The organism is Rouxiella badensis, from assembly GCF_026967515.2.
Classification (GTDB): Bacteria; Pseudomonadota; Gammaproteobacteria; order Enterobacterales; family Enterobacteriaceae; genus Rouxiella; species Rouxiella badensis.
In genome coordinates this window covers 4,083,784-4,102,176 of record NZ_CP114062.1, presented here as the reverse complement: position 1 = coordinate 4,102,176, position 18,393 = coordinate 4,083,784, and the positions used below count along the sequence as shown (strand labels likewise).

The 18,393-nt window shown below is 52.2% G+C and carries 17 protein-coding genes; 9 read left to right on the top strand and 8 right to left on the bottom strand.

Translation table 11 applies throughout. The annotated features are described in order from the left end of the window. Positions 1 to 12 precede the first annotated feature (12 nt). From gyrB to dnaA, 4 genes are all read right to left on the bottom strand, one after another. A complete protein-coding gene (gyrB, locus tag O1V65_RS18930; RefSeq protein WP_017490404.1) occupies positions 13 to 2,427 on the bottom strand; it encodes a DNA topoisomerase (ATP-hydrolyzing) subunit B in 2,415 nt (804 codons plus the stop codon). A gap of 19 nt (positions 2,428 to 2,446) precedes the next feature. Beyond that, on the bottom strand, positions 2,447 to 3,535 hold the full coding sequence (gene recF / locus O1V65_RS18925; protein ID WP_017490405.1) for a DNA replication/repair protein RecF: 1,089 nt from the start codon (positions 3,533 to 3,535) through the stop codon (positions 2,447 to 2,449). 162 nt (positions 3,536 to 3,697) lie between these two features. Then, entirely contained in the window at positions 3,698 to 4,798 is a 1,101-nt protein-coding gene (gene dnaN, locus O1V65_RS18920; RefSeq protein ID WP_017490406.1) for a DNA polymerase III subunit beta, read from the bottom strand. A gap of 4 nt (positions 4,799 to 4,802) precedes the next feature. Next, positions 4,803 to 6,197 (bottom strand): chromosomal replication initiator protein DnaA, encoded by a 1,395-nt coding sequence (gene dnaA, locus O1V65_RS18915; RefSeq protein WP_026110329.1) that lies wholly within the window; start codon positions 6,195 to 6,197, stop codon positions 4,803 to 4,805. 751 nt (positions 6,198 to 6,948) lie between these two features. Here dnaA and rpmH point away from each other — a divergent pair. The 5 genes from rpmH (at position 6,949) to mnmE (ending at position 10,780) form a co-directional block, all read left to right on the top strand. Next, on the top strand, positions 6,949 to 7,089 hold the full coding sequence (gene rpmH, locus O1V65_RS18910; protein WP_009637487.1) for a 50S ribosomal protein L34: 141 nt from the start codon (positions 6,949 to 6,951) through the stop codon (positions 7,087 to 7,089). A gap of 18 nt (positions 7,090 to 7,107) precedes the next feature. Next, a complete protein-coding gene (gene rnpA, locus O1V65_RS18905) occupies positions 7,108 to 7,467 on the top strand; it encodes a ribonuclease P protein component (RefSeq protein WP_009637488.1) in 360 nt (119 codons plus the stop codon). Further along, entirely contained in the window at positions 7,431 to 7,688 is a 258-nt protein-coding gene (yidD, locus tag O1V65_RS18900; protein ID WP_072045099.1) for a membrane protein insertion efficiency factor YidD, read from the top strand. The genes rnpA and yidD overlap by 37 nt, the downstream gene beginning before the upstream one ends. A 2-nt stretch (positions 7,689 to 7,690) precedes the next feature. Further along, a complete protein-coding gene (gene yidC / locus O1V65_RS18895; RefSeq protein ID WP_017490409.1) occupies positions 7,691 to 9,325 on the top strand; it encodes a membrane protein insertase YidC in 1,635 nt (544 codons plus the stop codon). 90 nt (positions 9,326 to 9,415) lie between these two features. Further along, positions 9,416 to 10,780: a tRNA uridine-5-carboxymethylaminomethyl(34) synthesis GTPase MnmE gene (gene mnmE, locus O1V65_RS18890; RefSeq protein WP_017490410.1), complete on the top strand. Its 1,365-nt coding sequence runs from the start codon at positions 9,416 to 9,418 to the stop codon at positions 10,778 to 10,780. Positions 10,781 to 10,848: 68 nt separating this feature from the next. Here mnmE and O1V65_RS18885 read toward each other — a convergent pair whose 3' ends face one another. Continuing rightward, complete coding sequence (locus O1V65_RS18885; RefSeq protein ID WP_269129936.1) at positions 10,849 to 11,826, bottom strand: hypothetical protein; 978 nt, start codon at positions 11,824 to 11,826, stop codon at positions 10,849 to 10,851. 491 nt (positions 11,827 to 12,317) lie between these two features. Here O1V65_RS18885 and O1V65_RS18880 point away from each other — a divergent pair, with 491 nt between their 5' ends. Together O1V65_RS18880 and O1V65_RS18875 are read left to right on the top strand one after the other, a co-directional pair. Beyond that, on the top strand, positions 12,318 to 13,040 hold the full coding sequence (locus O1V65_RS18880; protein WP_084913175.1) for a 4'-phosphopantetheinyl transferase family protein: 723 nt from the start codon (positions 12,318 to 12,320) through the stop codon (positions 13,038 to 13,040). 48 nt (positions 13,041 to 13,088) lie between these two features. Continuing rightward, entirely contained in the window at positions 13,089 to 13,658 is a 570-nt protein-coding gene (locus tag O1V65_RS18875) for an NADPH-dependent FMN reductase (protein ID WP_017490413.1), read from the top strand. Between the two features lie 71 nt (positions 13,659 to 13,729). Here the strand turns inward: O1V65_RS18875 and O1V65_RS18870 are convergent, their stop codons facing one another. Beyond that, positions 13,730 to 15,067 carry an NCS2 family permease gene (locus tag O1V65_RS18870; protein WP_017490414.1) on the bottom strand — a complete coding sequence of 446 codons (1,338 nt, stop codon included), beginning with the start codon at positions 15,065 to 15,067 and terminating at the stop codon, positions 13,730 to 13,732. 266 nt (positions 15,068 to 15,333) lie between these two features. On the opposite strand from O1V65_RS18870, the gene yieH reads away from it, so the two are divergent. Together yieH and O1V65_RS18860 are read left to right on the top strand one after the other, a co-directional pair. Further along, entirely contained in the window at positions 15,334 to 16,014 is a 681-nt protein-coding gene (gene yieH, locus O1V65_RS18865; RefSeq protein ID WP_084913174.1) for a 6-phosphogluconate phosphatase, read from the top strand. Positions 16,015 to 16,141: 127 nt separating this feature from the next. Continuing rightward, entirely contained in the window at positions 16,142 to 16,723 is a 582-nt protein-coding gene (locus O1V65_RS18860) for a TetR/AcrR family transcriptional regulator (RefSeq protein ID WP_263973739.1), read from the top strand. A gap of 92 nt (positions 16,724 to 16,815) precedes the next feature. On the opposite strand, the gene phoU is transcribed toward O1V65_RS18860, so the two are convergent. Together phoU and pstB are read right to left on the bottom strand one after the other, a co-directional pair. Continuing rightward, positions 16,816 to 17,562, bottom strand: coding sequence for a phosphate signaling complex protein PhoU (gene phoU, locus O1V65_RS18855; protein WP_017490417.1), 747 nt, complete (start codon positions 17,560 to 17,562; stop codon positions 16,816 to 16,818). A 29-nt stretch (positions 17,563 to 17,591) separates the two neighbouring features. Beyond that, complete coding sequence (gene pstB, locus O1V65_RS18850) at positions 17,592 to 18,359, bottom strand: phosphate ABC transporter ATP-binding protein PstB (protein ID WP_017490418.1); 768 nt, start codon at positions 18,357 to 18,359, stop codon at positions 17,592 to 17,594. Between the last annotated feature and the right edge of the window lie 34 nt (positions 18,360 to 18,393).

Genomic DNA, 18,393 nt, shown 5'->3' with positions numbered 1-18,393 from the left:
TGTACTCAGCGATTAGATATCGATATTCGCTGCTTTCAGGGCGTTTTCTTCGATGAAAGCGCGGCGTGGTTCAACGGCGTCTCCCATCAGCGTGGTGAACAGCTGATCGGCAGCGATAGCATCTTTGATGGTCACGCGCAGCATGCGACGCTGATCAGGATCCATGGTCGTTTCCCACAGCTGTTCTGGGTTCATTTCGCCCAGACCTTTATAACGCTGTACGGACAGACCGCGACGGGACTCTTTCACCAGCCATTCCAGCGCTTGCTCGAAGGTGGAAATCGGCTGACGGCGTTCGCCGCGCTCGATGTAGGCATCTTCTTCGATCAGGCCGCGAAGTTGCTGACCCAGAGCACAAAGCTTACGGTATTCACCACCGTGGATGAAATCAAAATCGAGGTCATAATCAGTATCAACGCCGTGAGTACGGATACGCAGAACCGGTTCGTAGATCTGACGCTCACGATTTTCACGCACGATAGCGCTGTAGCTGCTGCCGTGAGACTCTTTTTCGTTAAGCAACACGACCAGTTCTTCCATCCACTGCTGCACTTTTTCACGATCGGTCAGAGAAGTTTCTTCCAGCGTTGGCTGATAAACCAGATTGTTCAACAGCGCACGCGGGTAGCGACGCTCCATACGACCAATCATTTTCTGTACCGCGTAATGCTCGGCAACCAGCTTCTCCAGCGGCTCACCGGCCAAGGCAGGTGCGCTGGCGTTAGTGTGCAGCGTTGCGCCGTCCATTGCGATGGCGATTTGATACTGATCCATCGCTTCGTCATCTTTAATGTACTGTTCCTGCTTACCTTTTTTCACCTTGTACAGCGGCGGCTGAGCGATAAAGATGTGGCCGCGCTCAACGATTTCAGGCATCTGACGATAGAAGAAGGTCAGCAGCAGAGTTCGGATGTGTGAACCATCGACGTCGGCATCGGTCATGATGATGATGCTGTGATAGCGCAGTTTGTCCGGGTTGTATTCGTCACGGCCAATGCCGCAGCCCAACGCCGTAATCAGCGTGGCGACTTCCTGAGAAGAGAGCATTTTATCGAAACGCGCTTTCTCGACGTTAAGGATTTTACCTTTCAGCGGCAAAATGGCCTGATTCTTGCGGTTACGGCCCTGCTTCGCAGATCCGCCCGCCGAGTCCCCTTCCACCAGGTACAGTTCGGAGTGAGCCGGATCGCGTTCCTGACAGTCAGCCAATTTGCCCGGTAGACCGGCCAAATCCAACGCGCCCTTACGACGCGTCATTTCACGGGCTTTACGTGCCGCTTCACGCGCACGAGCCGCATCGATGATTTTGCCGACAACGATTTTCGCGTCGCCCGGGTTTTCCATCAGATAATCAACCAGCTTTTCGTTCATCAGGGTTTCAACCGCTGATTTCACTTCTGACGACACCAGCTTGTCTTTGGTCTGAGAAGAGAACTTAGGATCCGGCACTTTTACAGAAACAACGGCGATCAGGCCTTCACGGGCGTCGTCACCGGTGGCACTGATTTTGGATTTCTTGCTGTAGCCTTCTTTATCCATGTACGCGTTCAGGGTACGGGTCATCGCCGCACGGAAACCGGCGAGGTGAGTCCCGCCGTCACGCTGTGGAATATTGTTGGTAAAGCAGTAAATGTTTTCCTGGAAACCGTCGTTCCATTGCAGAGCAATTTCCACGCCGATGTCGTCTTTCATGGTAGAGAAATAGAACACGGTCGGGTGGATTGGATTCTTGTTTTTGTTCAGGTATTCCACGAACGCCTTAATGCCGCCCTCGTAGTGGAAGTGATCCTGTTTGTCATCACGCTTGTCGTGCAGGCGGATAGCCACGCCGGAGTTCAGGAACGACAGCTCGCGCAGGCGCTTGGCCAGGATGTCGTACTCGAATTCGGTATGGTTTGTGAAGGTCTGGAAGCTCGGCCAGAAGCGTACGGTTGTTCCGGTTAGCTCGGTCTCACCAACGACTTTCAGTGGATTCTGAGGCTCGCCGTGGACGTAGGTTTGTTCGTGAACTTTACCTTCACGACGGATAACCAACTCCAGCTTTTCAGACAGGGCGTTAACAACAGATACACCCACGCCGTGCAGGCCGCCGGACACTTTGTATGAGTTATCGTCAAATTTACCGCCGGCGTGAAGAACAGTCATGATGACTTCTGCGGCAGAGATGCCTTCTTCTTCGTGAATGCCGGTTGGAATGCCACGACCATCATCCTGAACGGAGACGGAGTTATCCGCATGAATCGTAACCAGAATCTCTTTACAGTGGCCAGCGAGGGCTTCGTCGATAGCGTTGTCCACAACCTCGAATACCATGTGGTGCAGACCAGTGCCGTCATCGGTATCGCCGATATACATGCCGGGGCGCTTACGCACCGCGTCCAGCCCTTTTAATACCTTGATACTTGAGGAGTCATAAGAATTCGACATCAACGTTTCTCGCTCATTTTTAGTCCTGTGATAGAACGGCTATTTTACCTTGTTCCACGCGGAACATCTTGCCCTTTTCACCCACCATATCGGTTACTTGTTCAGCGCTAACTGCGCTGACAAAAACCTGGGCCTGGGTGGCTTTGAGGCGATCGGCCAATAACCGGCGTTTACCGGTATCCAGCTCGGAGGCAAAATCGTCAAGAAGATACAGGCAACGCCGCCCGCTCTGTCGGGTGAGAAACTCACCCTGCGCTAATCGGAGTGCACACATCAGCAGTTTCAACTGCCCACGGGAGAGTAAATCCTCCACCGGCGTGCCGTCGGCACGGATGCGAAAATCGGCTTTGTGCGGACCCGATGCTGTGTAAGTCAAGGCTCTGTCGCGCTCGAACTGGCGCTCCAGCAGTTCGCCATAATCGCTTTCCTTGTCCCAGCCGCGCTGGAAAGAGAAGGTCAGGGCAAACTCGGGCAAAAACTGTGCACAGGTTGCGCTGATATCAGCGGCGATTGCCCGGCTGTACTCTGCCCGCCATTCGCTGATGCGCTCAGCCAGTGGGATAAGCTCCTGATCCCACGCGCGAATCTGCGCATAGCGACTCACCTGACGCAGCGCGGCGTTGCGCTGCTTGAGTAACCGACGCAGGTTGCTCCAGGCGATAAAAAAACCGGGATCGTGATGAAAACAACCCCAGTCCAAAAATGCACGGCGGTATTTTGGACCACCGTTCAGTAATGTAAAACCTTCAGGCGTGATCAGCTGCATCGGCAGCATTTGCGCCAGCTCAGAAACCTTATGACCGTCGCTGCCGTCGATTCTGACCTTGCTGTCGCCCTGACGGCTTTTGCTCAATCCGACGCTCAGCTCGCGCTCACCGCCTTCGTCAATGCGCCCATGCAGAACAAATTCTGGCTGCTCGTGACGAATTACCCTTCCCGCCTGCAAACTGCGAAAGGCGCGGCCATGCCCAAGCGTATACACCGCCTCGAGCACGCTTGTTTTACCGCTACCGTTGGGACCCACGAGGAAGTTAAATCCGGGCGAAGGCGCTAAGTCCGCCGCCTCGATGTTGCGGAAATCTTTAATCAGTAATCGCGTTAATGCCATTAAAAAGTTTTCTTCATCATCAACCGCACAAGGGCGTTAGCGTCGCAGCGAGTTTGGAGACGGCTAGCGCACAGCAACCGGAGCGTACACGAGTACGTGACCGACTTAGCCATAAAAAACTGAGCACTGCCCGACTTCAAAATAGCCATTAAGCTAGCCCGCTTAAAGTCTCATCGGCATGACGACATAGGCTGCGGCCTTACTGGCACCGTCTTCAATCTGCACGCTGGAAACAGAGTCGGTCAGTAACAGGCGAACCTCTTCACATTTCAAGGCGTTAAGAACATCAAGCACGTAGCTGACGTTGAAGCCAATTTCCATTTCCGTGCCGTCGTAAGCGACGTCGAGAATTTCCTCTGCCTCTTCCTGCTCAGGGTTATTCGCGGTGATCTTCAGCTGATTCTGGCTGAGATACAGACGCACACCGCGGAATTTTTCGTTGGAAAGAATGGCCGCACGGGCAAACGCCTGCTTGAGCAGGTCACAGCCGGCTTGCAGCGTTTTGTCAGGATTCTTAGGCAACACGCGACGATAATCAGGGAAACGTCCATCAACCAGCTTGGAGGTGAAGATGAAATCACCGACGTGGGCGCGGATATTATTGCTACCGATTTGCAGTTGCAGCAGGGTATCGCCGCCGTCGAGCAGGCGGACCAATTCCATCACGCCTTTGCGCGGGACAATAACCGAGTGCGACGGCAAAGACTGGCCGATAGGCATTGAGCACACCGCCAAACGGTGTCCGTCGGTCGCGACGGTACGCAGCTCTTCACCTTCGGTCTCAAAAAGCATTCCGTTCAGGTAATAGCGAACGTCCTGATGCGCCATCGAGAACTGGGTCGCTTCGATCAGGCGTTTTAACGTCGCCTGCGGCAGGGTAAATTCTACCTCGCTCTGCCAGTCGTCAAGGTTCGGGAAGTCGCTCGCCGGCAGCGTAGACAGCGAGAAGCGGCTGCGCCCGGAGCGAACCAGCATACGGTCGCTTTCGAGGGTCACGGCTATCTCTGCGCCTTCTGGCAAGCCACGGCAGATATCAAAGAATTTACGCGCAGGGACAGTCGTTGCACCCACGTCATGAGGCTGAGACAGCGCAACTTTGGCGACCATCTCCATTTCAAGATCTGTCCCCGTTAGCAATAACGCGCCTTCCGTAACCTGCAACAACAGGTTACCCAGAATTGGCAGCGTTGGTCGTCCACCCAGTGGGCTACTGACCTGTTGCAGTGGTTTCAGCAAATGCTCACGTTCAACAATAAATTTCATAGCGCTAGGAGGAGAGTGTCCTGATTAAGTTAGAGAAATCTTCTTTGATGTCATGGCTTTCTTCACGCAGCTGCTCGATTTTACGGCAGGCGTGCAACACCGTGGTATGGTCACGACCACCGAACGCATCGCCGATTTCTGGCAGGCTGTGGTTGGTGAGCTCTTTTGCCAGCGCCATCGCCATCTGACGCGGTCGGGCAACCGAACGGGAACGCCGTTTGGAGAGCAGGTCAGCGACCTTAATCTTATAATACTCGGCGACCGTTTTCTGAATATTATCAATGGTGACCAGCTTCTCTTGCAGAGCAAGCAGGTCACGCAGCGCCTCACGCACGAAGTCGATGGTGATGGCGCGGCCGGTAAAGTTGGCGTTGGCGATAACGCGGTTCAGCGCGCCCTCGAGCTCACGCACGTTGGAACGCAGACGCTTGGCGATAAAGAACGCCACCTCGCCGGGCAGACGGATGTCATTCTCGTCGGCCTTTTTCATTAAAATCGCCACACGCGTTTCGAGCTCTGGCGGCTCAATCGCGACGGTCAAACCCCAGCCAAAGCGGGATTTCAGACGGTCTTCGACGCCGTTAATCTCTTTAGGATAACGGTCCGAGGTCAAAATGATCTGCTGATTGCCTTCGAGCAGGGCGTTAAAGGTATGGAAAAACTCTTCCTGAGAACGCTCTTTGTTGGCAAAAAATTGAATATCATCGATAAGTAACGCATCGACCGAGCGGTAATAACGCTTAAATTCTTCAATGGCATTGTTTTGCAGGGCTTTCACCATATCCTGCACGAAACGCTCGGAATGCATGTAAACCACTTTGGCATTGGCTTTGCGCGCCATAATGCCGTTGCCCACAGCGTGCAGCAAGTGCGTTTTACCGAGACCGGTTCCGCCGTATAAAAACAATGGGTTATAAGCGCCACCCGGGTTATCTGCCACCTGACGAGCCGCAGCACGGGCCAGTTGGTTAGATTTACCTTCGACGAAGTTATCGAAAGTATGCTTTGGATTGACGTTAGAGCGATAAGACAGCTCGGGCTGAGCAGGTGAACTGTCCCAGCTAGGGCGCGTAGGAGCCGCGCGCGGGGCAGTTCTGGCCGCGACCGGAGAACTCACGGCGGCGGCAACGGTTTCGTTAACGCGCTGAACAAGTGGCTTGCTGCCCACCTCAAAACGTAACAAAGGCGCATCCGTGCCACAAAAATCGTTCAACAAACCGTTAATGTTGTTTAAGTATTTGTCACGCACCCAATCGAGGACAAACCGGTTTGGCGCATACAGCGCCAAGGTGTTGTCACTCAATTCCGCCTGCAAAGGGCGTATCCACATACTGAATTCTGTGGCAGGTAACTCATCCTGCAATCTGGCAAGACACTGCTGCCAAAGCGAAAGTGACACGGCGGACTCCACTCGAACAAGACCAAAAAAGAAAAAGGATCAGGATATTTTTTAAATCATGATTTTAGACACACGCCTCGCTCTGACATTTACAGCTACGCCACGGGGTTGCACCGTAGTGTGAGAAAAATGTTGAGGAGATGTCTTCAGGCCACCCTGTCAGTGACCAAAAGCGACGTGTGAACCGTTTTTTACGGTTTTTTGTCGGCTAATAAGTTTCGTTTAAAAAATCTACAAGCCGATCGGCCGTCCGGGATGGATCAGCGATCGGAATGGCGGATCATAACGCAAACTGCGTCAGAGATCCTCCCCTTCCTCACACAAAAGATCCTTTTTATCCACAGGCGTGGTTCGTCAAGTGGGTAAGCTTAGCCGATCACTAGAATATTAGGAGGGTGACTCACGCTTTGCACAGAAAAATAAGATTTCACTGAGCATCATTCACAGGTTTTCAACCGAGATCACAATAAGAATGTTCAAGGATCAAGCGGCGATCCTTGCGATTTAGGCAAGAGTCCGTATAATCCTCAGCCCTACGTGTGATACCTGTGCTCCTGATGGTCATCGGTGACCACGGGAATATTTGGTAAACATTTAGGCGCGCTTTCTAGCAATGTAAATTGACTCAGGACTGTACAATTATTACAATCCCGCTTCTTTATATGTTGCGACAAAGGCATCGGCTGCTTCTGCACCGAGAGCCCACGCGTTTACTGATCAGTTTTAATTTTAAGTTTAGGTAGAAATCGCCATGAAACGCACTTTCCAACCGTCCGTACTGAAGCGCAACCGTAGCCACGGTTTCCGTGCTCGTATGGCTACCAAGAATGGTCGTCAGGTTCTGGCTCGCCGTCGCGCGAAAGGCCGTACCCGTCTGTCTGCTTCTAAGTAATAAAAGCTAACCTGTTTAGTGGTTAAGCTAGCTTTTCCCAGGGAGTTACGTTTGTTAACTCCCCGTCATTTCACTTTCGTCTTCCAGCAGCCACAACGGGCCGGCACGCCTCAAATCACCATCCTTGGCCGCCTGAACGAGCTGGGGCATCCCCGCATCGGTCTCACCGTCGCAAAAAAACATGTCAAACGCGCTCACGAACGTAATCGGATCAAACGCCTAACCCGCGAAAGCTTCCGGTTAAATCAGCATGCGCTGCCGTCTATGGATTTTGTCGTGCTGGTGAAGAAGGGGGTTGCCGATCTCGATAACCGTGCGTTAACGGAAGCGTTGGAGAAATTATGGCGTCGACACTGCCGACAGGCTCCCGCATCCTGATTGCCTTGATACGCGGGTATCAACTGGTAATCAGCCCAATGCTTGGGCCTCATTGTCGTTTTCGGCCAACCTGCTCTCAATACGGTATTGAGGCAATTGGTCGCTTTGGCATGGTAAAAGGCAGTTGGTTGACGCTGAAGCGCGTATTAAAATGCCATCCTTTAAACCCAGGTGGTGATGACCCCGTACCGCCGAAAACCGACAATAACAGAGAACACTAACGATGGATTCGCAACGCAATCTTTTCCTCATCGCTCTGCTGTTCGTGTCTTTCATGATCTGGCAGGCATGGCAAACGGACCACGCTCCGCAACCAGCCAACCAGACCACGCAACAGACTGCGAACACAGCCACCGGTGATGCTGCCAACCAGGCTGTTCCTGGAAGCGGACAGGGCAAACTGATCACTGTTAACACTGACGTCCTCTCTTTGACCATCAACACTCGTGGTGGCGATATCGAGCAGGCTCTGTTGACGCAATACCCAGTAGCGCTGAAATCTACCGCTCCGTTCCAGCTGCTCGAAACAACTCCCTCTTTCGTCTATCAGGCTCAAAGCGGTCTGACCGGCAAAAATGGTCCGGATAATCCAGCTAACGGTGAACGTCCTCTGTACACCACAAGCCAGGACAGCTTCACCTTGGGTGAAGGCCAGACCGAACTGCGTATCCCGATGACCTACACGGCTCCAAACGGCGCAGTTTATACCAAGACTTTCGTTATCAAACGCGGCTCTTACGCCGTTAACGTGGCTTATAACGTTAACAACACTACTAAAGCTCCGCTGGATTTGACCCTGTTCGGTCAGCTGAAGCAAACCACCGACCTGCCTAAATCTCGCGATACCGGCAACCACAGCTTTGCTCTGCACACCTTCCGTGGCGCGGCTTACTCCTCAAGCGATGACAAATACCAGAAATATGCGTTCGACAAGAGCGAACCTCTGGATGTCACCACGCAGGGCGGATGGGTGGCCATGTTGCAGCAGTACTTTGCTACCGCATGGATCCCTTCAGCGAAAGATACCAACACCTTCTACACCAACAACAGCAACGGTATCTCTTCAATCGGCTTTAAAGGCGCACCTTTCGTCGTTCAGCCTGGCGCTCAGCAGCAGGTGGGTTCAATCCTGTGGGTTGGCCCTGAACTTCAGGACCAGATGGCCGCTATCGCGCCACACCTGGACCTGACCGTTGACTACGGCTGGCTGTGGTTTATCTCTCAGCCGCTGTTCAAGCTGCTGAAGTTTATCCACAGCTTCATCGGTAACTGGGGCTTCTCGATTATCATCATCACCTTTATCGTGCGCGGTATCATGTACCCACTGACCCGTGCGCAATATACGTCGATGGCGAAAATGCGTATGCTGCAGCCGAAACTGGCCGCGATGCGTGAGCGTATCGGTGATGACAAACAGCGCATGAGTCAGGAAATGATGGCGCTGTACAAGTCGGAAAAAGTTAACCCACTGGGTGGCTGTCTGCCGCTGGTAATCCAGATGCCTATCTTCCTGGCACTGTATTACATGCTGTCTGGTTCCATCGAACTGCGCCACGCGCCGTTTGTCCTGTGGATCCATGACCTGTCGGCGCAAGACCCGTACTTCATCCTGCCGGTTATGATGGGTATCACGATGTTCTTCATTCAGAAGATGTCGCCGACCACCGTAACCGACCCGATGCAGCAGAAGATCATGACCTTTATGCCGGTTATCTTCACGGTGTTCTTCCTGTGGTTCCCGTCAGGCCTGGTGGTGTACTACATCGTCAGTAACCTGGTCACCATCCTCCAGCAGCAGCTGATTTATCGCGGCCTGGAAAAACGTGGTTTACACAGCCGCGACAAGAAGAAAGCCTGATCGATAGATAACATCGGTGCATAATAGAGAAGGCGGTCAATTGACCGCCTTCTTTTTTAACTAAATTTTAGCCAGAACTCAGAGAACGCTATGAATACGTCAGACACTATCGTTGCTCAAGCTACGCCGCCAGGCCGCGGTGGCGTCGGTATTGTGCGCATTTCCGGCCGTGCGGCCAGCCTGATAGCCCATGAAATCCTGGGCAAGCTGCCTAAGCCACGCTATGCCGACTATCTGCCCTTTCGCGATGCAGACGGCAGTACGCTGGACCAAGGCATTGCGCTGTGGTTCCCTGGCCCTAACTCCTTCACTGGAGAGGACGTACTGGAACTTCAGGGCCACGGCGGGCCGGTTATCCTCGACCTGTTGATCAAACGCATTCTGGCGCTGCCTGACGTGCGTATCGCCCGCCCCGGTGAGTTCTCCGAGCGCGCGTTCCTTAACGACAAGCTGGATTTGGCACAGGCGGAGGCCATTGCCGACCTGATTGATGCCAGCTCCGAACAGGCGGCACGGTCTGCCGTCAACTCTTTGCAGGGGGCATTTTCGTCGAAGATCCATCACTTGGTGGAAGCACTCACTAACCTGCGAATCTATGTCGAAGCGGCGATTGACTTCCCGGATGAGGAAATCGACTTCCTGTCTGATGGCAAAATTGAAGCTCAGCTCAATGCGGTGATCGGTGACCTAAACGCCGTGCGTACCGAAGCGCGTCAGGGCAGCCTGCTGCGCGAGGGAATGAAAGTGGTAATTGCCGGTCGTCCAAACGCCGGTAAATCAAGCCTTCTCAATGCATTAGCCGGTCGCGAAGCCGCAATCGTCACCGATATTGCCGGGACTACCCGTGACGTGCTGCGGGAACATATCCACATCGACGGCATGCCGCTGCACATTATCGACACCGCCGGTCTGCGCGACGCCAGTGACGAAGTGGAGCGAATTGGTATCGAACGTGCGTGGAACGAGATTGAACAGGCGGATACCGTGCTGTTTATGGTTGACGGCACCACCACCGATGCCACCGAGCCGGCCGAGATCTGGCCAGACTTTATGGCGCGTCTGCCCGCTTCTCTGCCGATCGTGGTGGTACGAAATAAAGCCGATGTAACAGGCGAGACAATGGGTAAGACAGAAGTGAATGGTCACTCACTTATTCGCCTGTCGGCGCGTACCGGTGAAGGTATCGACCTGCTCCGTGACCATTTGAAAGAGAGCATGGGCTTTAACCAAAATATGGAAGGCGGCTTCCTTGCCCGCCGTCGCCACCTGCAGGCGCTGGAGCAGGCCGCACAGCACCTTTTACAGGGTAAAGACCAGCTTTTGGGTGCCTGGGCAGGAGAACTGCTGGCGGAAGAGCTCCGTCTTTCCCAGCAGTCGCTGAGCGAGATAACGGGAGAGTTTAGTTCCGATGATCTGCTTGGCCGTATCTTCTCGAGCTTCTGTATCGGCAAATAGGCCCCGTGTAAAATGTAAGCACTTACTCACAAAAGGGGTAATGGCCTTTATGAGTAAGTGCCACTTCATCAGCTCGAAAACTTTTCCAGACGTTTAAGCTGAGCTTCCAACACCTGACACAGGTTCAGCATATTCTGTGGGATTTTTACAAACTCAGTGACATTCTCATGCCTCGCTTTATGTTTTTTGCAGAAAATATCGATTAAGGTAATTAAATCTTTGGACTTTTTGTAAACGCTGAAGTTCATATTTGAGGTTATCTTAAGAATAGTGGCTTGCAGTATGTCAATCTCTTGCTGAGCTTTTTTATATAGACTAATGCGCTTTGTTAATAACTCTCTCTGTGAGCCCGTGGTTTTTTCTAAAAATTTATTATCATGCGAAATATTGGCCTCGAAACTGTTGTAAGACGCGGCGATGTCTTTAATTATATGACCAATGACAATTGATCGCTTATTGTCTTTTTGGGTAAAAAGCAGCCTGCCAACAGGAAGAGGTTCACCCCGGTGAGGTGATTTATCGTATTCATCAATCATTTTCATGGCTAGGCGTTGTTTAGCCTCCATCTTTCCAGAAAATCCACGGTGGACTCCCAGGTCTAAAAGATTCTTACTCGAATCTTGGTTTTCAGGAGCATCAATTCTCCCCCGCGGACTCCTCGCCCCCCGCAGGCTCTTAGCCTCTGGTAGCAATTCAGGTTTTAAACTGGCAGCTCCCTCCGCTCCTGGCGCTCCTGAAGCATAGGCCAACGAGCCTCCGATTAAAACAATCGTCCCCAATGCCATGAAAACTTTCACCGCGGGAAAGTTGCATTTTACCGCGGGAGCCTTTTGTTCAATCAATTCCTGACAGGGGTGATACACTTCTTCCATATTTATCCCGATAAAAGGGTCGGTGCATAAAATGTTACTTTCTGGTGATGAATTAGAATTATTTCCTACATTATTAACATGATTAGCGAAACTTGTTTTATTAGGAAAATCTTTCTCAACATTTTTAACTGGCTTATAGCCTGGTATGTTATTTACATTAATATATTTAGGCATATCTAATATCCTTCCTGGATAATTATTATTCTCGCCAGCAAAATACACCAAAAAACTTGTTATTTATCATTAAATATGGACGAAATTAGATTCCATTGATCGAAGTCAAAGGGCTATTTACCCACTTCTCGATAAATAAAAATAACTCTTAATAAAAGCTCATAAATGTTCTTTTCTTAATTACCTTGCCCCTCCCGACTCTATTAAATTAAAAAAAATTTTGCCAGGAGGGAATATTCCCCCTCGTCCTTCACCTCGAACCCTACCCGCTACGACCCAGGCCTTCGGCGGTTAACACGCAAAAAGGACAAATTTTCCTTTATAAAACAGCAAAAAGAACCCAGGCAACTAACAGGTTATTCTTATTCACCTTTATACGCTCCAGGTATAAATATTTAATCGATTAGTTATTTATATAATTTACACTAAGACAGTACTATGGACAGACCTCAAGCTAAGCCATGTACGAACCATTACTCAGGGAGTGATCAATGGCGTGCCACTTTGCCCGATGGACCATCACGGAAAGCGAGCCGGACATCCACCGTTTACCCGCGGAAGTATTAACTTTCGCCAACACCCTTTCCCCGAAGCCTGCCAGACGATTTATCCACGGACGTGTCCTGCTTGCAGAGCTGATGTTTTATCTTTACGGAATCGCTCGACTGCCGCAGATAATCATTCAGCCCAGCGGTCGCCCAAGTTTTTCCGCCAGCGGTTTGCCCGATTTCAGCCTGGCCTATGCAGGGAACCAGCTGGGCGTGATGCTGAGCGGCGAAGGTAAAGCGGGCCTTGATTTAGAGATTCTTCACGCCCTCGGGGCTAGCCATCATCCCCGCCGGTCTGCATTCACTGTCGCAGAAAAAAACTGGGTCACCCTCCAGTCCGATCCCGAAGAGTCAGCCTCGCAGCTCGAATGCATCCGCCAGAGCGTGCACAAACTGTCGGGCCAGAGCGAGTTCACCGCCGATACGCTGAGCCTGCACCCTTCTTCAGGACGTTTACGCTCGAGCGTAACCTCAGACGTGCAGGTCATGAGCGATATTGAAGGCCCCATCGTCTGGTCGTGCGCACACAGCCCGGCCATTCAGCGGCTGATCTGCTGGTGCTACGATCCCGATGAGGGATTCATCCGCACCGCGACATTTTCCCCCCAACAGCAGGTCGATTCGCTACACTTTATGAAATTAACCAGTCTACCGCCGGCCAAGTAGCCAGCATTGTAGCTATCTTCCCCCTACTCAATAAGCCAGGAGTCGTTAATGTCAGCTCAACCCCTGAAGTTTGTCACCCTGTTAGGCAGCTTGCGTAAAGGGTCTTTTAACGCGATGGTTGCGCGCACGCTGCCGAAGCTGGCGCCTGAAGGCGTCACCATTGAGGCTCTGCCTTCGATTGGCGACATTCCGCTTTACGATGCCGATATCCAGCAGGAGTCGGGCTTTCCGCCGACCATCGAAAAAATTGCCGAGCACATTCGCCAGGCTGACGGCGTCATCATCGTGACGCCGGAATACAACTATTCGGTGCCGGGCGGACTGAAGAATGCCATCGACTGGCTTTCACGCGTGCCTGAGCAGCCGATGGCGGGGAAACCGGTGCTGATTGAAACCAGCTCAATGGGGGCAATTGGCGGCGCACGCTGTCAGTATCATCTGCGTCAGATTCTGGTGTTCCTCGACGCCATGGTGCTTAACAAACCGGAGTTTATGGGCGGTGTAATTCAAAGCAAGGTGGATGCACAGCTTGGAGAGGTTATCGATCAAAGCACGCTGGATCACCTTACCGGCCAACTCAGCGCGTTTTCAGACTTTACGCGTCGATTTAAGAAATAATTTAGCGGGAAAAAACCGGCCTGATTCGACTCGTCCCCCACCGAAAAGTAGGGGACGATATTTAGGCGATTTTATTTGTTATCAATAAACGCGATTTTTAGCACGAACAGCAGCGTGACAACCCACACGCAGGCGCTGATGTCTTTAAAGCGCCCACTGCCCAGCTTCATCACCACGTAAGAGATAAACCCTAAGGCTATTCCCTCGGTAATCGAGAAGCTGAACGGCATCATCACGGCGGTCACAAACGCAGGAACCGCTTCAGTGAGGTCGTCCCAGGTGACGCGTGCCAGGCTTGAAGTCATCAGCACGCCGACGTAGATAAGCGCCCCGGCCGCCGCGTAGGCCGGCACCATTCCGGCCAGCGGGGAAATAAAGATAACCAACAAGAACAGCAGTCCGGTAACGACGGCGGTGAGGCCGGTACGCCCACCGATGGCCACGCCGGAACAGCTTTCGATGTAGGTGCTGATAGCCGAAGTACCGATAAAGGAACCCGCTACCGAGCTGAGGCTGTCGACAAACAGCGCCTGCTTCATCTGCGGGAATTTACCCTCGCTGTCGGCCAGACCGGCCTTGTCGGTGACGCCAATCAGCGTGCCCGAGGAGTCGAACAGGTTAACCAGCATAAAGGAGAAGATAACGCCTGATAGGCCAAGATTCAGTGACCCTTTGATATCAACCTGGCCCACCACCGACGTCACGCTCGGCGGCATAGACCACACGCCCGCGTAGTGCACGTCCCCCATTGCCCAGCCAATCAGCGTAGTAATGACGATGGAGATAAGCACGGCGGCATGAATGTTACGCGCTGCCAGAATGGCGATAATGAAGAAGCCCAGGGCGCCCAGCAGCACCGAATGCGAGGTCAGTTTACCGATAGTCACCAACGTGTCGGGATTGGCCACCACGATGCCGGCATTTTTCAGCCCCATCATGCCAATAAACAGTCCGATACCGGCGGTGATGCCGACCCGCAAACTGGACGGAATATTGGCTATCATCCAGTAGCGCACGCGGAAAATGGTCAGCAGGAACAGTCCGACCGCTCCCCAGAAAATCGCGCCCATGCCGGTCTGCCAGGAAATCCCCATTGCACCAACCACCACAAAGGCGAAGAAGGCATTGAGGCCCATTGCCGGCGCCAGTGCGACCGGCAGATTGGCGATCAGCCCCATCAAAATGCTGCCGAACGCGGCAATCAGACATGTGGTCACAAACACCGCCTGTTTGTCCATGCCCGCTACGCCAAGAATCTGCGGGTTAACGAAGACGATATACACCATGGTCAGGAAGGTGGTGAATCCGGCAACCGTTTCGGTTTTCAGCGTCGTTCCATGCTGAGTCAATTTAAACAGACGCTCTAACAGCCCTTGCCCAGCGCCAGCATTATTTTGTGGTGTGCTCATTAGTGAGTTCCAAAGAGGGGAAAAACAGTCGGCCGCTATCCTACCCCAATTAATCCGTTGAATGAGATGAATCTGCTGCTTTTTATTGCATTTTTACAATCTTTTGACGACATTTCGGACCAACTGACGTTTTTTAACCCTTATTTGGTCACACTTTATCGCGCAACGGAGGCAATAAGGTGGTCGGAACTGGCGCGTATCTTCTGTAAGATGAGGGTTGGCGTCATGTCATAAACAAGGCGATAAGTTCAGAAAAAGGATGAAATATGCCCCGGATAGAATGCGTTTTTTTTGACTGCGATGGCACGCTAGTAGATAGCGAAAGGCTGTGCTGCGAGGCCTATGTGCTGATGTTTGCCCACTTCGGCATTACCGTCTCCTATGACGAGATGTTCAAGAAATACAAGGGCGTAAAGCTCTACGAAATTATCGACATCATCAACCGTCAGCATGGGCTCGAAAAAAGCAAAGAAGAGATGGAAGTGGTTTTCCGCGAGCACGTTGCGCGTCTTTTCGATGAAAAACTTGAGCCAATCGACGGCGCGAAGGCCTTGCTCTCGGCGATAACCGTGCCGATGTGCGTGGTTTCCAACGGTCCGGTGAAAAAAATGCAGCATTCACTCGGATTAACCGGCCTGTTACCCTTTATGGAAGGCCGACTTTACAGCGGATATGATCTGCAACGCTGGAAACCCGATCCTGCTTTGCTTTACCATGCGGCTCAGGAAATGCAGGTGCCTATCGCGTCATGCATATTGGTAGAAGACTCCGTAGCGGGCGTTCAGGCGGGGATTGCGGCCAACATCCCGGTTTATTATTACTGCGCAGATATTCACAACCCGGCCATCGACCATCCTCTGGTTACCGCTTTCACAGATATGCATCAGCTTGCCGCTATCTGGCGAGAGAAAGGCTACAATATCGTCGAACAGGACGCAGTAATTTGATTTGTAACTGTACTTCGCAATAGTTACTCTTTAGAAGACGACAAGGTTCCTTAAGGAGAAGACGCTGACTAGCCAAAGTCCCCAGACAACGGGGCGAAAAAACGATCCAATAGGCCTCAAGCAGCGCATATTCGACAGTGCGCTGAACGAGTTTGCCGAGTCCGGATTAATGGGCGCACGGATGGAAAACATCGCCTCAAACGCGGATACCACCAAACGTATGGTGGTTTATCACTATAAATCAAAAGAAGCGCTCTATATGCAGGTGTTGGAGCATGTTTATCGCTGCCTGCGAAAACATGAGCTTGAGCTGGACCTTTCCGCTTATCCTCCTGCCGAAGCTATTGTTAAACTGGTTGAAGCCAGTTTTGATTTTCACGTATCGCACCCGGAATTTATTCGAATAGTTTCAACCGAAAACATGCTTCGTGGACGCTTTATTCGTCAATCCACCAGCATTCGGGCATTGAACCAGACGGCGCTCACTCTGCTGGACGATATTCTCGAACGCGGGAAGAAAGGCCATCTGTTCAAAGAAGATGCGCAGGCCCGCGACGTTCACAGACTGATAAGCAGTCTCTGCGTTCACCAGGTTGCCAACCAGTACACTTTCGGGGCGCTGTTTGAAAATCCGGACGAGTTTGACACGCAGAATGCGCACTATCGCCAACTGGCGGTCATGGTCGCGCTGCGGTATCTGATGATTTAGTGATACCAGCGGTAGAAATGCAAACGCCCGATAAGCAGCTTATCGGGCGTTTGTTTTAATGCACTCGGCCCTCGGGGCTTTGCGCGATGAAATTAGCTCTTGTCTGACTTGTCCGCTTTACCATTCTTGTCGCCCGCCAGCAGTTTATCCAGCGCGTCGCCCCCGACGTGACGGAAGTCCTGACCTTTGACGAAGTAGAAAATGATTTCGCAGATATTCTGACAACGGTCGCCGATGCGCTCGATAGAACGGGCGCAGAACAACGCAGTCAAAATACTCGGAATTTGACGTGGATCTTCCATCATATAGGTCATCAGCTGACGCACGATGCCCTCATATTCCTGATCGACCTTCCTGTCTTCGCGATAAATTCTAATCGCTTCATCGAGATCCATACGGGCAAAGGCATCGAGCACGTCGTGCAGCATCTGCACGGTGTGGCGCCCCAGCGACTCGAGGCTGACCAGCAGCGGCTGGTGCAGGTGCGAGAACTTCTCAAGTGCCGTACGACAGATTTTATCCGCCACGTCACCGATACGTTCAAGCTCGGAAATAGTCTTGATGATGGCCATCACCATGCGTAAATCGCTGGCAGTCGGCTGACGTTTGGCGATGATGCGCACGCAGGCTTCATCAATAGCCACTTCCATCATATTGACCTTGTCATCACCTTTAATAACGCGCTCGGCCAGCTCGCCGTCCTGATTGTGCATCGCGGTGATAGCATCGGTAAGCTGCTGCTCCACCAGGCCGCCCATCACCAGAACCTGAGTACGGATGTGCTCGAGCTCTGCGTTGAACTGGGCAGAAATGTGCTTATTGAGATTCAGATTGTCCATCGTGCTTTCCTCTCTGCCTCGAAGGGCAATCAACCATAGCGGCCAGTAATGTAGTCCTCAGTCTGCTTGCGGGCAGGTGAGGTGAACAATGAGTCAGTGTCGCTGTATTCAATCAGTTCGCCGAGATACATAAACGCCGTACGGTCCGAGCAGCGTGCCGCCTGCTGCATGTTATGGGTAACGATAACCACCGTATAGTCGGATTTTAACTCGGTAATCAACTCTTCGATACGACCGGTAGAGATAGGGTCCAGCGCCGAGCAGGGTTCATCCAGCAAGAGAACGTCGGGGCGAATCGCAATCCCACGCGCGATACACAGACGCTGTTGCTGCCCCCCGGAGAGGCTGTAACCGCTCTGGTGCAGCTTGTCTTTTGACTCATTCCACAGCGCCGCTTTGGTCAGCGCCCACTGCACGCGCTCGTCCATGTCGGTACGCGACAGCTTTTCGAACAGACGCACGCCGAAGGCGATGTTGTCGTAAATCGACATCGGGAACGGCGTTGGCTTCTGGAACACCATGCCGACCTTAGCGCGCAGCAGTGCGATGTCCTGCTTATCCACCAGGATATTTTCGCCGTCGAGCAGAATCTCACCCTCGGCTCTCTGTTCTGGATACAGCTGATACATCTTGTTAAAGGTACGCAGAAGCGTGGATTTACCACAGCCAGACGGGCCGATAAACGCCGTCACTTCATTTTTCGCAATATCCAGGGAGATGTTTTTCAACGCATGGAATTTGCCGTAATAGAAATTCAGATCGCGGACCTGGATTTTACTGTTGGATGCATCGGTCATTCGACTCATTAAGACATCTCTCTTTAATCAATAT

Bases quoted from the DNA above. Each gene is read 5' to 3' on its own strand.
- yieH (WP_084913174.1), top strand. From the start codon at position 15,334: ATGCCCCGGATAGAATGCGTTTTTTTTGACTGCGATGGCACGCTAGTA.
- recF (WP_017490405.1), bottom strand. From the start codon at position 3,535: ATGGCATTAACGCGATTACTGATTAAAGATTTCCGCAACATCGAGGCG.
- rpmH (WP_009637487.1), top strand. From the start codon at position 6,949: ATGAAACGCACTTTCCAACCGTCCGTACTGAAGCGCAACCGTAGCCAC.
- O1V65_RS18880 (WP_084913175.1), top strand. From the start codon at position 12,318: ATGGCGTGCCACTTTGCCCGATGGACCATCACGGAAAGCGAGCCGGAC.
- O1V65_RS18885 (WP_269129936.1), bottom strand. From the start codon at position 11,826: ATGCCTAAATATATTAATGTAAATAACATACCAGGCTATAAGCCAGTT.
- dnaN (WP_017490406.1), bottom strand. From the start codon at position 4,798: ATGAAATTTATTGTTGAACGTGAGCATTTGCTGAAACCACTGCAACAG.
- yidC (WP_017490409.1), top strand. From the start codon at position 7,691: ATGGATTCGCAACGCAATCTTTTCCTCATCGCTCTGCTGTTCGTGTCT.
- phoU (WP_017490417.1), bottom strand. From the start codon at position 17,562: ATGGACAATCTGAATCTCAATAAGCACATTTCTGCCCAGTTCAACGCA.
- O1V65_RS18875 (WP_017490413.1), top strand. From the start codon at position 13,089: ATGTCAGCTCAACCCCTGAAGTTTGTCACCCTGTTAGGCAGCTTGCGT.
- yidD (WP_072045099.1), top strand. From the start codon at position 7,431: ATGGCGTCGACACTGCCGACAGGCTCCCGCATCCTGATTGCCTTGATA.
- O1V65_RS18870 (WP_017490414.1), bottom strand. From the start codon at position 15,067: ATGAGCACACCACAAAATAATGCTGGCGCTGGGCAAGGGCTGTTAGAG.
- gyrB (WP_017490404.1), bottom strand. From the start codon at position 2,427: ATGTCGAATTCTTATGACTCCTCAAGTATCAAGGTATTAAAAGGGCTG.
- mnmE (WP_017490410.1), top strand. From the start codon at position 9,416: ATGAATACGTCAGACACTATCGTTGCTCAAGCTACGCCGCCAGGCCGC.
- pstB (WP_017490418.1), bottom strand. From the start codon at position 18,359: ATGACCGATGCATCCAACAGTAAAATCCAGGTCCGCGATCTGAATTTC.